This window comes from Variovorax sp. HJSM1_2, assembly GCF_049316285.1.
In the GTDB taxonomy this organism is placed as follows: Bacteria; Pseudomonadota; Gammaproteobacteria; order Burkholderiales; family Burkholderiaceae_C; genus Rhodoferax_B.
Genome location: NZ_JBMOXA010000006.1, coordinates 203,535 through 217,696, shown reverse-complemented (window position 1 = coordinate 217,696; position 14,162 = coordinate 203,535). Strand labels below are relative to the sequence as shown.

Below are 14,162 nucleotides of genomic sequence, written 5' to 3'. Positions count from 1 at the left end.
AAGCGTATGCAGCTACAAGAATAGGAGCCCTTGCGACATCGCAGCCCGGTGGGTGCAGGGCCGTCTGGTCATGAATTTTCAGCAATTGCGCTCTGTGCGCGAAGCCGTGCGTTGCGGCTTCAATTTGACCGAGGTGGCGCACATGTTGTTCACCTCGCAACCCGGCGTGAGCCGCCAGATCCGCGAGCTAGAGGAAGAGCTGGGCGTGGAGATTTTTGTGCGCGCTGGCAAACGCCTGACCGGCCTCACGCCGCCGGGCCAGACACTGTTGCCGATTCTGGAGCGCCTGCTGCTGGAAGCCGAGAACCTCAAGCGTGCGGGTGAAGACTTTCACGCCAGTTCACATGGCCGCCTGTCGGTCGCCGCCACACACTCTCAAGCGCGTTATGCCTTGCCACAGGTGGTGCGCGACTTCAGGGCGCGCTTTCCCAATGTCAGCATGCATCTGCACCAGGGCTCGCCACGCCAGGTGGCCGAGATGCTGCTCAGCGGCGAGGCCGACATTGGTGTGGCGACCGAGGCGCTGGCCACTTACGACGGCCTGGTGACACTGCCGTGTTACCGCTGGACGCACAGCATCGTGGTGCAGCCCGGCCATCCCTTGCTGGAGACCGATGCGCCGGTGACGCTGGAGCAACTCGCCGAGTACCCCATCATCACCTACGAACAGGGCTACACCGGCCGCGCCCACATCGACGAAGCCTTTGCGCGCGAAGGCCTGCGCCCCGACGTGGTGCTGACCGCCATGGACGCCGATGTGATCAAGACCTATGTGGAGCTGGGCATGGGGGTGGGCATCGTGGCCTCGATTGCCGTGGATCCGGAGCGTGACCGCCAGTTGCGCATTCTGGAGGCGCGCCATTTGTTCGAGGTCAACCTCACGCGGCTGGGCTTGCGCCGAGGCGGCTGGCTGCGCGGTTATGCCTACCACTTCATCGAGAGTTTTGTGCCCACGCTGACACGTGAGGCCGTGGACCTGGCCTTGCAGCAGGCGGCGCAATCGGCAGCGGCGGCAGCGCATACCGATAGTTGATTTTCTTCGTTGGCGATCAAAGCCCTGCGGCCTACGCTGCAGGGCTTTGTCATTTTTGCCCGCCACATTCTTCAAGGACGCTCTCCATGGCCCAGAACCCCAGCACCCAAGCGCGCACCCTCAAACTCGGTTTTGTTCTCCACGGCGTGGGCGCCGGCTGGGGCGACTGGCGCTACGAGACGGCGGTGACCGACGCCAGCGTCAACTTCGGCTTCTACAAGGCGCAAGCGCAACTCGCCGAGCAGGCCGGGTTTGAATTCTTGTTCGTGGCCGACAGCGTGCACATCACGCCGCGCTCCAGCCCGCATTACCTCAACCGTTTCGAGCCCATCACCATTCTTTCGGCCCTGGCCGCGGTCACCGAGCGCATAGGCTTGGTGGCCACGGTGACGGCCAGCTACAGCGAACCTTTCACGGTGGCGCGCCAATTCGCTTCGCTAGACCACATCAGCGGTGGCCGTGCGGGCTGGAACGTGGTCACCTCGTGGCTGGACGGCAGCGCACGCAACTATGGCCGCGAAGAACACTACGCCCACGACGTGCGTTACCGCCTGGCCGGTGAACACCTGGACGTGGTGCAAGGCCTGTGGGATTCATGGGAAGACGATGCGCTGGTACGCGACAAAACCAGCGGCCAGTTCTTCGACGAAAAGAAGCTGCACAAGCTGGACCACAAGGGCGAGTTCTTCCAGGTGGAAGGGCCGCTCAACATCAGCCGTTCCCCACAAGGCCAGCCGGTGATCTTCCAGGCCGGTGCTTCGGAGGACGGCAAGGCCTTTGCGTCCGCCAGGGCCGATGCGATCTTCTTCCATGGCGACACGTTTGAAGAGGCCCGCGCCTACGCACAAGAGGTCAAAGGCCGCGTGGCCGCAGCCGGCCGCAACCCGGACCAGGTGTTTCTGTTGCCCGGCATACGCCCCATCGTGGGCCGCACGGCAGAAGAAGCCGAAGCCAAATTCGAAGCCCTGGCCGCGCTGGTGCCGATTGAAAACGCACTGGCGGCCTTGGCCCGCCCATTCAACGACCACGACTTTCGCCAGTACCCGCTGGACGCGCCATTCCCGGATCTGGGCGAGCTGGGCCGCAACAGCCAGGCTTCGGCCACTGATCGCATCAAACAACACGCGCGTGAGCACCAACTGACGCTGCGCGAGGTGGCGCAATGGTTTGCCCGCCCCAAGCGCAGCTTCGTGGGCACGGCCGAGCAAGTGGTGGATGAAATCCAGCGCTGGTTCGAGGGTGGTGCGGCCGATGGTTTTGTGTTCTTCGAGGCCTTGCCCAACGACTCGCTGAAGCAGTTTGTCGCGCTGGCCGTGCCGCTGCTGCAAGCGCGTGGCCTGTTGCGCCCGGCATTGCCACACACCACGTTCCGCGCGAACCTGGGGCTGACTGTGCCGGAGAACCGCAACACCGTGGCACGGACCGCCATCGCCCAGGCTGCGCAGCCCGCCGTTGCCAAAGCCAGGGAAGCCGCCACGGTCTGAGCCGCGCACACCATCTGCACAAAACAAAAGGGGGACAGTTTGTCCCCCTTGTTGTTGGTGCCGTTTGCTCTGCGCTGGACTACAACACCTTGAACCCATGTGTGCCATCACGCGCCAGTTGGTCGACCAGGCCAAACTCCCAATCCAGATACGCCTGCATGGCTTCGCGCGGGCTTTCCGTGCCTTCGTAGGGGCGGCGGTAGCGGTCTATGCGTGGCGCGGCCAGGCGGGTTTCGCCGTGTTCCAGCGGCAGGCCCTGGGCGATCCAGGCTTGTGTGCCGCCGTCCAGCACCCAGACTTCGGCGCCGGTTTGTTCGGCGATGTCTTGCACCGCGTAGCGGGCCAACAGGCTGCTGCCGCAGGTCACTACATAACGTTTTGCCTTGGGGATTTCTTTCAGCCCTTGGGCCAATTGCGAGCGCAGCACAAACCAGGCGCCGGGAATATGGCGTTGCACGTAGTTGGCGCTGGTGGTGAAGTCGAGTACCGCGGTGTCGCCGGCGGGTGTGTTCGCCAGCCAGTTGGCCAAGTCGGCGGCGCTGACGTTTTGCGAGTGGCCACGTGGCTCTGGGTAGGCGGCGGCTTGTGGCGCGGTCGTGAAGTCGCTTGCCGGCACGTCGTCCAGCACCCAGACCTCCCAGCCCAATTGGGCCAGCCACGAAGCCGTCATGTTGGCGCGCACACCGTCGGTGTCGGCCAGCACCAGGCGGGCACCGCGTACCGGGGCGGAGTGGTCGGTCTCCTGCACCAGTTGACCGCCGGGTGCGCTGGCAAAGCCGGGCAGATGGCCGCCAGCAAATTCTTCCGGGGTGCGCACATCAAAGAAATAGCTGGTGCGGCTGGCTTGTTCGGCGGCGCTGCGCCAGCGTGCCAAGTCGGCGGTTTTGGCGCGGCCCACAGCCGCGCGGTCGGCCACACTGCGGGCCTGGGTTGCGGCCTGTGCGCGCTGTGCTTCGTCCAAAGGTGCGGCTTCGGCGCCTTGGCGACTGGCACCTTTGTCGAGTTTTTGGCTGGCCAACAGCCAGCCTATGGTGCCGTTGCGCAGGGCCGCCACGGGGTTGGGCACACCTGCGTTCACCAACGATTGTGTGCCTATGATGCTGCGGGTGCGGCCCGCGCAGTTGACGATGATTTGTGTCGCCGGGTTGGGCGCCAGGGCGCGTGCGCGCAGCACCAGTTCGGCCCCGGGTACGCTGGTGGCGCTGGGGATGCTCATGGTCTGGTATTCGTCGAAGCGGCGTGCGTCGAGAACCACCACATCGGCCTTGGCGTCCAGCAGCGCCTGCACTTCCTCGGCAGCGAGTGACGGTGTGTGGCGTTTGGCTTCCACCAGTTCACCAAAGGCTTTGCTGGGCACGTTCACGTCGATGAAGATTTCGCCGCCAGCATCGCGCCAACCCTGCAGGCCGCCTTGCAGCAAGGCCACATCGGTGTAGCCGAGTTGCTGCAGCGTGGCCGCCGCCGGTGCGGCCAGGCCTTCGCCGTTGTCATACACCACGATGGTTGTGTTGCGGCGCGGGATACGACGCCAGGCGTCCAGCTCCAGCCGGCTGGCGGGAAAGTTGGCTGCGAACAGCGGGTGGGCTTGGGCGAAGGGGTCTTCTTCGCGCACGTCGATCAGCGCAATTTCTTGCTGCGCCAGCAGGGCTTGGCGCACGTCGGCAGGGGTCTTGAAAGCAATCGTTTGAGGCATGTTGGAAGTGAAAAGCAGTCGGGAAATTAAGCTGTCGCCAGCGCCGGTGCGCTATAGCCGGAGATGAACAGTTTGCTCGAGCCATCGGGGAAAAACACCTCGCGTTTCACCTTGCCAATGTCGGCGCCGTAAACGTGGATGCTGATGGAGGTTTGCCCAGCCAGTGCGTTGTGCACGCGGTGCACGTCGCCCAGACGCGGTGACACGGCTTCCACATCGCCGGGGTGCAAGGTGATGGCGCTGCCGTCGGCCTGCCATTGCCCGTCGGCACTTAAGGCATAGGCTTGCGACACCTCGGCGCCGCGCAGCATGCCGATTAGCCCCCACACGGTGTGGTTGTGTATGGGTGTGGCCTGGCCCGGCCCCCAGACAAAACTCACCACCGAAAAGCGCTCGCGCGCATCGGCATGCAGCAGGTATTGGCTGTAGCGGGCGGCATCGGGCTGGGCGTGGCTGGCGGGCAGCCAGTCGTCATGGCGCACCAGGGCCTGCAGCAGCGCGCCGCCCTCGGCCACCACGCGGGCTTCATCGGGGCCGGTGTCTAGCAGGGCGCCAAAGGCCTGCACGAAGTCGTTCAGGCGTGGAATGTCTAGCAAAGTGGTCATGGTGTGGATTGAACCAGTGAATGCATGGCTTTGTGCTGACGCTTTTGCATATCCATAACTGAAATCCTTCTTTCCCAGGTTTTGCATTTTTGATTGCAATAGCCGTCGATTCAGCCTCAATTTAAACCAAAGGGATGACCGCATGGAACAGAACAAACTCGCAAACTGGTCGCGCCGCCAATGGCTGCAGGCCGCCGGTGTGACAGGCGCTGTGGCCGGCGCCAGCGTGATCGGCCGTTCGGCCTTTGCGGCCGGGCCGCTGCGCGAGGTGAAACTGGCCTGGAACGCCAACGCCATTTGTTTGTCGGCAGCGCCTGTGGCGCAAGAGCGCGGCATCTTTGAAAAACACGGCTTGAAGGTCGAGCTGGTGAACTTTGCGGGTTCCACCGACCAGTTGCTCGAAGCCATCGCCACCTCCAAGGCCGACGCCGGTGTGGGCATGGTGCACCGCTGGATCAAGCCGCTGGAGTCGGGCTTTGACGTGAAGCTGGTGGGCAGTTCACATGGCGGCTGCTCGCGCCTGGTGGGTTACGGCCCCGCCGGTGTGACCGACCTGCAAAAGCTCAAGGGCAAAACCATCGCCGTGTCCGACCTCAACAGCCCCGGCAAGAACTTCTTCTCGGTGCTGCTGACCAAGGCCGGGCTGAATCCCGAAAAAGACGTGACTTGGCGCCAGTTTCCCGGCGACATGCTGGGCCTGGCGGTAGAGAAGGGTGAGGCCCACGCGATTGCCGACGGTGATCCCAACCTGTTCCTGATCCAGCGCCGTACCAAGGGACTGGTGGACCTGGCAAGCAACCTGTCGGGTGAATACGCCGCCAAAACCTGCTGCGTGCTGGGTGTGAGTGGCAACATGGTGCGCAACGACAGACCCACGGCCGCCGCGTTGACACGTGCGCTGATAGAGGCCTCAGACTTCGTGGCCGACAACCCGAACGAAACCGCCAAAATCTTCAGCCCCTACTCCAAGGTGCCGCAGGAAGACTTGCGCGCCGTGTTGGGCACGTTGACGCACCGCAACCACCCCGTGGGCACGGCGTTGCGCCAGGAGATCGAGTTCTACGCCCGCGACTTCAAGCTGGTCAACGTGCTCAAGCCCAGCACCGACCCGGCCAAGTTTGCGGCCCACGTCTACGCCGACGTGTTGGCTTGACGCTGGAGCCAGCCATGAGCATAGTCGCCGACAACCTCTTGCCCGCGCCACCCGGCGTGGCTGCGCCGCGCACCCGAACCCAGGCAGCCGCGCGCCCGCTGCAAGCCGTGGCGCCCGCCAGGTTCTGGAGCATTGGCCTGCTGGCCAGCATAGCCTGGGCTTTACTCGGTGCGCTGACCTACCTGTGGCCCAACAAGCCCGCAGGCTTCAACGAGTGGACCTACACCGAAGAGTTTGCCTGGGCGGCCTTTGGTGTGGCCGGGCTGCTGTTCGCGCTGGTTTTGGCTCCGGTGTTGACACCCTGGTCTGTCGCCACACAAAGGGTGCGCCCGCTGGGCCCGTGGCTGGTGGCGCTGGCGCTGGGCTTTTCCATCTGGCAGGTGTTCACCGCCAAGCTGGGCACACTGCCGCCACCGTTTTTTGCGCCGCCGCAAACTTTGGTCGAGGTGTATGCCACCGACTACGCACGCCTGGCCGAGAGCGCTGGCAACTCACTGCGATTGCTGGCCGTGGGCATTTCGATTGGCGCCAGTGTGGGTTTTGTGATTGGCGTGTTGATAGGCTGGTCGCGCCAGGCCAGCTACTGGATTCACCCGGTGCTGCGTATTCTGGGCCCAGTGCCGACCACGGCGCTGCTGCCCATCAGCTTTTATTTCTTTCCATCGAGCTGGTCCACGGCGATTTTCCTGATTGCGCTGGGCATGGCGTTTCCGGTGGCGGTGCTCACCTGGTCGGGGGTCGCCAACGTGCATAAAAACTACTACGACGTGGCGCGCACGCTGGGCGCCTCGCAATGGTTTCTGGTGTTGCGTGTCGCCATCCCGGCAGCCTTGCCGCAGGTGTTTGTGGGCTTGTTCATGGGCTTGGGTGCGGCGTTTTCCACGCTGGTGGTGGCCGAGATGCTGGGTGTGAAGTCCGGCCTGGGCTGGTACCTCACCTGGGCGCAAGGCTGGGCGGCCTATCCCAATATGTATGCCGCCTTGATCATCATGGCGCTGCTGTTCTCGGGTGTGATCACCTTGTTGTTTGTGCTGCGCGACCGGGTGTTGTCGTGGCAGAAGGGGGTTGTGAAATGGTGAGTGTGGTCGAGAAAGAGGCGCCTGCAGCAGCGCAGAACAGCGTGAAAGGTTCACAGATTGATGTGCGCAATGTGAGCCATTGGTTTGATTTGCCGGGTGGTGCCCTGCATGTGATAGACGAGCTGGACTTGTCTATCGCCCCGGGCGAGTTTGTCGCCTTGCTGGGCCCCAGCGGCTGCGGCAAAAGCACTTTGCTGCGCTTGGTGGCTGGGCTGGAGCCGGCGACCACGGGCAGCTTGCTGCAAGACGGCAAAACCATCACCCAGCCCGATCCGTCACGCATTGTGGTGTTTCAGGATCCCACGCTGTTCCCTTGGCGCACGGTGTGGGACAACGTGGCCCTGGGCCTGCAGGCGCGTGGTGTGCTGAAGGCGCAGCGCCAGCGTGTCGAGCAAGCGCTGGAACTGGTGGGCCTGGCCTCGTTTGCCAAGGCCTTTCCGCACCAGTTGTCGGGCGGCATGGCGCAGCGCGTGGCCCTGGCGCGGGCCTTGGTCAACGACCCCAGCCTGCTGGTGCTCGATGAACCCTTGGGCAAGCTCGACTCGTTGACGCGGCTGAGCATGCAGACCGAGTTGGTCGAGTTGTGGCAACGCACCGGTTTCTCGGCACTGCTGGTCACACACGATGTGGAAGAGGCGCTGTTCATGGCGCAGCGCGTGGTGGTGTTCTCCGACCGGCCGGCGCGTATCACCGAAGTGCTGGTGAACGACCTGCCATATCCGCGCCACCGTGGCGACCCCAAGTTGGCGGCACTGCGCCACCGTGCGCTGGCCTTGCTGGGCCTGGATGCGAGCTGGTAAGCAACGTTTCCTGTGGCACTTTCTCCCGAGATAGTCAACGGCCTGCTCGAAGGCCTGCAGGCCGCGCAACAAGGTCTGCGTAGCCTGTTGTCGTGGCTGGGCCTGGCGCCCGAGGTGTATGGCCAACCGGCGTGGCCGTTTGCGCATCGCCTATCGGCCGAAATGCTGCTGGTCGATGCTGGCCATGCGCGGCGTGTGCTCACAGCGCTGGGCGCCAGCGTGTTTGCCGCCGGCCTGGTCCTATGGTCGTTTTTTTGGCGGCGCGCGCGCGAGCGGTTGTGGCTGCTGGCCGTGGCGGTGCTGGTGTTGACGCCCTGGCCCGATGCAAACCTGTTGTTGACTGCCGCCGTGCCCACCAGCCTGCACCAGTCGCCCAGCGGCTTTAGCGCACAAGGCATTGTGCGTGGCCAGGCGGTGTACCAGCAGCAATGTATTCGTTGCCACGGCACGGACGGTCGGGGCGAAGGACCCGACGCGGCCAGCCTGCCGATGTGGCCACCATCACTCAATGGCGCCTTGTTGTGGAAGCGCCTCGATGGTGAGTTGTTCTGGCGCGTGCGCGAAGGTATGCAAGGTCGTGGCGGTGTGCCCACCATGCCGGGTTTTGGCCATGTGCTGAACGACCAAGAGGTCTGGGACGTGCTGGACTACCTGCAGGCCCACGCCGCTGGCCAGATGCTGCGCGAGAGTGGCGCCTGGGAGCGGCCTATACGCTTGCCCGCCTTGGCGGTGCGCTGCAGGCGCGGCCTGAGTGGCGAGCACAGCACACACGATTTGCTGGGTCAGCGCGTCCGTGTGGTACTGCCCAGCGCAGCGGGCCTGCCCGAACAGGATCCGCGCCTGGTCGACCTGGTGGCCACCGCGCGCCCACAAGACGCGGGCGACGACCCTGAATGCCTGACCGATGGCCCGGCGTCCATGGCCGCCTTGGCCTTGGTGTTGGGCGTGCCGCAAACCGAGTTGCCGGGCTACCAGATGATTGTGGATCGCGCCGGCTGGCTGCGTGCGCGTGGCCTGCCGGGCGCACCTGCGTGGTCGGAGGACGACCTGGTGTGCCGCTCGGGTGTGACAGGGCCGGCCGTCACCAAAACCAACGCAACACCGGGCGAAGGCCTGGATGCCCTGGTGCGGCGCATGGACGCAGAACCGGTGCGTTTGCTGCGCGGCGGCTTTCCACATTGAGCCCGCTGTACATGTGCAAAAACCGCATGCCCAAACACGTTTTCCTTCGTTGGCAATGAGGCCTCTGGGTTTGAAGATCCAGGCATTGACAGCATTTCACCTGACAGGAGTTTTCTCACATGGCAGTCCAGTTCATAGGCATGATTCAGTCGCAAGAGGTTTCAGAAACCATTGCACCCAAAGGCCCGGCCCTCAACCCGGCTTACGTGCGGGCGTTTGCACAAGCGCATGAACATGCAGGCTTTGACCGCGTGTTGGTGCCCGCCAGTTCCACCAGCCCAGATCCGCTGTTGACCGTGGCCTATGCCGCTGCCGCGACGCAACGTGTGCACTTCCTGCTGGCCCATCGCCCCGGTTTTGTGTCGCCCACCCTGGCCGCGCGCCAATTGGCCACGCTGGACCACTACACCGGCGGGCGTGTGGCGGTGCACTACATCTCGGGTGGCTCGGACGAAGACCAGCAGCGCGACGGCGACTACCTGGGCCACGACGAACGTTATGCCCGCACCGATGAGTACCTGCAAGTGCTGCGCCGCGTCTGGGGCGAAGAAAAGCCGTTTGACCATGACGGCACTTACTACCGCGCCAAGGGGGCGTGGAGCGAAATCAAACCGGTGAACGGCAAGCGTGTGCCCATCTTCTTTGGTGGTGCTTCGGCCCCGGCTTTGAAGGTGGCGGGCAAACACGCCGACGTCTACGCCTTGTGGGGTGAGTCCTTGGCGCAAGCCGGCGACCTGGTGCGCCGTGTACGTGCCGAAGCCGCGCAAAACGGCCGCGAACTCAACTTCAGCATTTCGTTCCGCCCCATCCTGGGCAAGACCGAAGATGAAGCCTGGGCGCGTGCCGATCAAATTTTGCAGGACACGCGCCGCCTGCGCACACAACAGGGTTTTGCACGCGGTGCCGGGCCGCAACAAAGCGAAGGGGCGCAGCGCCTGCTGGCCGATGCGGCCAAGGGTGATCGTGTGGACCAGCGCCTGTGGACGGCGATTGCGCGCGAAATCGGCGGCCGCTCCAACTCCACATCGCTGGTGGGCACGGCCGAGCAGGTGGCCGATGCCTTGCTGGAGTACTACAAGCTGGGCATCAGCACCTTCCTGATCCGTGGCTTCGACCCGCTGGTCGATGCCATTGAGTATGGCCGTGAACTGCTGCCGCTGGTGCGCGCCAAGGTCGCTGCGCTGGACGCCAAACTGGCCGCGCAAGCCAAGGATGTACATGTGCAGCCGCTGGAGCGCAAGGCAGCTTGAAACCACATGGGTTGGGGAAGTCAAGACTGGGGAGTCTTGACGGATAGCGGAAGAGAGAGAAGAGAGAAGGGGAAAGATAGCGGGCAGATTGGGGATGCCCAGGCGGTGTGTTCCTCGCAAGTTCATGTATGGACCGGCGGGTGATGCACTTTTGTGCCGGCAGCGCGGTTGGAGTGATCCAGCGGCTCTGCCGGCATTTTCTTTGGTGCGAGCCCATTGCGTGGCAGCCGTCGAAGCGGGCTGGTCCAACTGGCAGAATGCCAGTCTCTTCGCATTCCTCAAAACACAAAGTGAAAATCCTGAATTCGATCATGACGGCCGTCGGTTGGATCGTGACCATCGCCGCTCTTTTGGCTGCCTTTGGCTTTGGCTACATGCACATGCGCTACGGCCCGGTGGACATACGCATTCCGGTGCGTGGCCGTTAAGGCGACGCGAGCCCTGACTTTCCGCCAAGACCCATGCCCGGCACCACACTGCTTGTCGCCGACGACCATCCGCTGTTTCGCGCAGCGGTGATCCATGTGCTGCGCCAGTCATTGCCTACCCTGTGTGTGTGGGAAGCGGCCAGTGCCGCCACGCTGCGTTCCGCGCTGCAGGAGCACGCCGACATTGAGCTGGTGCTGCTTGACTTGGCGATGCCGGGGGCGCACGGTTTTTCGTCGCTGCTGCACGTGCGTGGCGAGTACCCCGATATTCCGGTGGTGGTGATCTCGTCGAACGAACACCCGCGTGTGGTGCGCCGCGCGCAGCAGTTTGGCGCGGCCGGGTTTATCCCGAAATCGGCACCGGCCGAAACCATGGGTGAGGCCATACGCACGGTGCTGGAAGGCGGCAACTGGTTTCAGCCTATGGCGGCGGAACGCTCCGAGGCCGATGCGCAACTGGCCGCAAGATTGGCGCAACTCACGCCGCAGCAGTTTCGCGTGTTGTTGTGTCTGGCCGACGGCTTGCTCAACAAACAAATCGCCCACGAACTGGGACTGGCCGAGAACACCGTCAAGGTGCACATCACCGCCATTCTGAAGAAGCTGGAGTGTTATAGCCGCACCCAGGCGGCGGTGCTGGTGAAGAGCCTGGAGCCCGAGAGCGGCAGTAATTAAATTTTTCGCACCGCTTATTGGTGGCGCAGCAGCATCTGGCTCATCAGCGCGCGCAGCGCCGGTGCACGTACCGGTTTGGCCAGCAGTCCCCAGCCGTGTTCAGCGGCCTCTTGCCGCAGTACCTCGTCGCGCTCGGCGCTGAGCAGTATCACCGGCGGCTTGGCATCCCAGATCTGGCACAGGCGGGCATAGAGGTGCGGGCCATACACCGTGCCCATGCGCACGTCCAGCAGCAGCAATTGTGGTGCCGCCTGGGCGGCATCGCCGCTGGCCGCAAGCAGGGCGTCTTGCGGGCCGCCGGCAAAGGCCACGTCGCAATCCCAGCGCTGCAGCAAGGCACGCATGGCGTCGCAGGCCCTGGGGTCGTTGTCTATACACCAGCAGCGGCAAGCGCGCAGCGGTGAATCGTCCAGAGGTTCCAGCGCCGATGGCGGCGGGGGTGCGGTCTGGCTGGCCGCCACGTCGCCCAACGGCACGCGCACCCAGAACACGCTGCCGCGGCCTAGCTGCGAGCGCAGGCCGATTTGATGGCCCAGCACGCGGCCAATGCGTTCCACAATGGCCAGGCCCAGGCCGGCGCCCCGGTCGTTGCCATGGCCTTCGTCCAGGCGGCGGAACTCCTCGAAGATTTCGCCCTGCAGGCTTTCGGGAATGCCCGGACCCTGGTCGTGCACCTCGATGCGCAGATGGTCGCCATCGAAGCGGCAGCCCAGCAGGATGCGCCCTTGCCGGGTGTAACGCACGGCATTCGACAAAAAGTTCTGCAGGATGCGGCGCAGCAGCGCCTCGTCGGTGCGCACGATGTAGTGTGTGGGCACGCCACGCAGCCGCAGGCCGTGGCTTTCGGCCAGGATGCCGAACTCGCGCACCAGCGCATCCAGCAGTGGCGCCAGCGCGAAGTCGCGCACATGCACCTGCAGCTGGCCGGCCTCCATGCGCGCGATGTCTAGCAGGCTGTTGAGAATGCCGTCCTGCGCCATCAGCGCACTCTCCACATGGTCGGACAGTTGCTGGCCGGCCTCGTCGTGTACATGGCCACGCAGCGCCGAAAGAAACATGCGTGCGGCGTTCAGTGGCTGCAGCAGGTCATGCACAGCCGCGGCCACAAAACGGGTCTTGTAGCGGTTGGCGTTCTCGGCCTCGCGCTTGGCCTGGGCCAGGTCGCGTGTGCGCTGGTCTATGCGGTGTTCCAGCGCATCGGCCAGCGAGCGCAGTTCGCGCGCGGTGTTTTTATAACTGGTGATGTCGGCGTAGCTGGTGACGAAGCCGCCCTCGGGCAGCGGGTTGCCACGGATTTCCAGCACCGTGCCGTCGTCTTTTTCGCTCTCGCGCAGGTGTGGCTTGCCGCTGCGCAGATGGTTCAGCCGGCGCTGTATGGCTTCTTCTATCGGACCGGGCCCGAGCAGCCCACGGCGCGCGTTGTAGCGGAACAAGTCTTCAATCGGCCGGCCGATCTGCAGCAGGTCGGCCGGAAAACGAAACAGCTCGACGTAGCGCGAATTCCAGGCCACGAGCTGCAGTTGCGGGTCTATCACCACCACGCCCTGGGGCAGGTGTTCCAGGCTGCGGCTGAGGCCGGTGTCGGCTTTTTTCGCGGCCAGCACAATGCCGTCCTGCGCCGAGCGCAGCTCCTGGGCGTGGTGCTGCAGCACGGCCTCGAGTTCCTGGCGGCTACGCAGGCGCAGCGCCCACAGGCGGCGGCGCTGCTGGATGAACAATACCAGCAGCGACAGGGCCAGCCAAAGCCCCGCGGCGGCGATTGCCGCTGCGCGCGCCGCAACGGTGCTGGCGTGGGTGTCGTGCAGCAGGTGCAGGCGCCATTCGGGCTCGGGCGCCTGCAGGGTTTGCCAAAGCAATTCGCCGCGTTCGAGCGGCTGCTGCACACGCACGATGCGGCTGTTGTTCGTCAGCGTTTCCTGCGTGGTGTAGTGCAGTGCCTGCAACTGCTGGTCGGCGTATTGCCGCGTGGCGCCCAGCTCCTGCTGGTCTTGCGCGCTCAGCGGCGCGAGCAGGCGGTAACGCCACTCGGCGCGGCTGGCCAGAAACACCACGCCGTGGGCATCCGAGGCGAAAACGATGTCTGGCGTTTGCAGCCATTCGCGCTCAAGCTCGGCCAGGGCGATCTTGATCACCACGATGCCGCGCACCGCACCACTGGCGTCCAGCATGGCTTGTGACAGAAAGTAGCCCGGCTCGCCCGTGGTCAGCCCTATGCCGTAGAACTGGCCCTTGCCGCTGGCCAGCGCCTGCTGCACATAGGGCCTGAAGCTGTAGTCCACCCCCACATTGCTGCGTGGATCGCGCCAGTTGCTGGCGGCCAGCGCCGTGCCCTGGTGGTCTATGAGCGTGAGGGTGGATGACAGGCTGGCGCCGTTGGCGCGTTCCAGCTTGAGGTTGAGCCGCGCCACGTCGGAGGGTGACAGCGGGCGCGACACGGCCTCGCGCAATTCCTGGTCCAGCGCCAGCACCTGGGGCAGGGTGCGGTAGCGGTCTATGCGCTGTTGCAGCGCCTGGGCATAAAGCCGTAACTGGCCGCGCACGTTGTCGCCTTCTTCGGCCAGCGCCCGGGCGTTGGCGAAGTGGTAGGCGCCCAATACCGACAACACCAGTCCGCCAACGATGATCAGCGCGATCAGCCAGGGGCGTGGAGAGCGAAGGAAATGCATGCCCGGAGTATCGCGGCAAGCCCGGATTTGAGCGTGTGGCGAGGGCAAAACCGTTCTACGCACTTCTACCTAATACCAATAGGTTATGGGCGAACCGGCCGCCAAGCGTTACAA

Annotated in this window: 11 protein-coding genes; 8 read left to right on the top strand and 3 right to left on the bottom strand. The window is 64.3% G+C overall.

The features are described from left to right. The first annotated feature begins 70 nt into the window (after window positions 1–70). Both ACFQ95_RS09085 and ACFQ95_RS09080 read left to right on the top strand, forming a co-directional pair. The gene (locus tag ACFQ95_RS09085) at window positions 71–1,033 is read left to right on the top strand and encodes a CysB family HTH-type transcriptional regulator (protein WP_422830525.1); all 963 of its coding nucleotides are present in this window, start codon (window positions 71–73) and stop codon (window positions 1,031–1,033) included. Between the two features lie 86 nt (window positions 1,034–1,119). Then, a complete protein-coding gene (locus ACFQ95_RS09080) occupies window positions 1,120–2,517 on the top strand; it encodes an LLM class flavin-dependent oxidoreductase (RefSeq protein WP_422830524.1) in 1,398 nt (465 codons plus the stop codon). Window positions 2,518–2,596: 79 nt separating this feature from the next. Here ACFQ95_RS09080 and ACFQ95_RS09075 read toward each other — a convergent pair whose 3' ends face one another. Next, complete coding sequence (locus ACFQ95_RS09075) at window positions 2,597–4,210, bottom strand: rhodanese-related sulfurtransferase (RefSeq protein ID WP_422830523.1); 1,614 nt, start codon at window positions 4,208–4,210, stop codon at window positions 2,597–2,599. Between the two features lie 26 nt (window positions 4,211–4,236). Beyond that, on the bottom strand, window positions 4,237–4,815 hold the full coding sequence (locus ACFQ95_RS09070; protein ID WP_422830522.1) for a cysteine dioxygenase: 579 nt from the start codon (window positions 4,813–4,815) through the stop codon (window positions 4,237–4,239). Window positions 4,816–4,957: 142 nt separating this feature from the next. On the opposite strand from ACFQ95_RS09070, the gene ACFQ95_RS09065 reads away from it, so the two are divergent. From ACFQ95_RS09065 to ACFQ95_RS09040, 6 genes are all read left to right on the top strand, one after another. Next, a complete protein-coding gene (locus ACFQ95_RS09065) occupies window positions 4,958–5,968 on the top strand; it encodes an ABC transporter substrate-binding protein (RefSeq protein WP_422830521.1) in 1,011 nt (336 codons plus the stop codon). 14 nt (window positions 5,969–5,982) lie between these two features. Beyond that, complete coding sequence (locus ACFQ95_RS09060; RefSeq protein ID WP_422830520.1) at window positions 5,983–7,047, top strand: ABC transporter permease; 1,065 nt, start codon at window positions 5,983–5,985, stop codon at window positions 7,045–7,047. Further along, window positions 7,041–7,847 carry an ABC transporter ATP-binding protein gene (locus ACFQ95_RS09055; protein ID WP_422830575.1) on the top strand — a complete coding sequence of 269 codons (807 nt, stop codon included), beginning with the start codon at window positions 7,041–7,043 and terminating at the stop codon, window positions 7,845–7,847. Before ACFQ95_RS09060 ends, ACFQ95_RS09055 begins: the two co-directional genes overlap by 7 nt. Window positions 7,848–7,859: 12 nt before the next feature. After that, window positions 7,860–9,029 (top strand): c-type cytochrome, encoded by a 1,170-nt coding sequence (locus tag ACFQ95_RS09050; RefSeq protein ID WP_422830519.1) that lies wholly within the window; start codon window positions 7,860–7,862, stop codon window positions 9,027–9,029. A gap of 119 nt (window positions 9,030–9,148) precedes the next feature. Further along, a complete protein-coding gene (locus ACFQ95_RS09045) occupies window positions 9,149–10,279 on the top strand; it encodes an LLM class flavin-dependent oxidoreductase (protein WP_422830518.1) in 1,131 nt (376 codons plus the stop codon). Between the two features lie 461 nt (window positions 10,280–10,740). Then, on the top strand, window positions 10,741–11,382 hold the full coding sequence (locus ACFQ95_RS09040) for a LuxR C-terminal-related transcriptional regulator (protein WP_422830517.1): 642 nt from the start codon (window positions 10,741–10,743) through the stop codon (window positions 11,380–11,382). A gap of 14 nt (window positions 11,383–11,396) precedes the next feature. On the opposite strand, the gene ACFQ95_RS09035 is transcribed toward ACFQ95_RS09040, so the two are convergent. After that, on the bottom strand, window positions 11,397–14,048 hold the full coding sequence (locus ACFQ95_RS09035) for a PAS-domain containing protein (protein WP_422830516.1): 2,652 nt from the start codon (window positions 14,046–14,048) through the stop codon (window positions 11,397–11,399). Window positions 14,049–14,162: the final 114 nt, after the last annotated feature.

What these genes read in the sequence shown, in the direction of transcription:
- ACFQ95_RS09085 (WP_422830525.1), top strand. Translation starts at nt 71, where the DNA reads ATGAATTTTCAGCAATTGCGCTCTGTGCGCGAAGCCGTGCGTTGCGGC.
- ACFQ95_RS09080 (WP_422830524.1), top strand. Translation starts at nt 1,120, where the DNA reads ATGGCCCAGAACCCCAGCACCCAAGCGCGCACCCTCAAACTCGGTTTT.
- ACFQ95_RS09075 (WP_422830523.1), bottom strand. Translation starts at nt 4,210, where the DNA reads ATGCCTCAAACGATTGCTTTCAAGACCCCTGCCGACGTGCGCCAAGCC.
- ACFQ95_RS09070 (WP_422830522.1), bottom strand. Translation starts at nt 4,815, where the DNA reads ATGACCACTTTGCTAGACATTCCACGCCTGAACGACTTCGTGCAGGCC.
- ACFQ95_RS09065 (WP_422830521.1), top strand. Translation starts at nt 4,958, where the DNA reads ATGGAACAGAACAAACTCGCAAACTGGTCGCGCCGCCAATGGCTGCAG.
- ACFQ95_RS09060 (WP_422830520.1), top strand. Translation starts at nt 5,983, where the DNA reads ATGAGCATAGTCGCCGACAACCTCTTGCCCGCGCCACCCGGCGTGGCT.
- ACFQ95_RS09055 (WP_422830575.1), top strand. Translation starts at nt 7,041, where the DNA reads ATGGTGAGTGTGGTCGAGAAAGAGGCGCCTGCAGCAGCGCAGAACAGC.
- ACFQ95_RS09045 (WP_422830518.1), top strand. Translation starts at nt 9,149, where the DNA reads ATGGCAGTCCAGTTCATAGGCATGATTCAGTCGCAAGAGGTTTCAGAA.
- ACFQ95_RS09040 (WP_422830517.1), top strand. Translation starts at nt 10,741, where the DNA reads ATGCCCGGCACCACACTGCTTGTCGCCGACGACCATCCGCTGTTTCGC.
- ACFQ95_RS09035 (WP_422830516.1), bottom strand. Translation starts at nt 14,048, where the DNA reads ATGCATTTCCTTCGCTCTCCACGCCCCTGGCTGATCGCGCTGATCATC.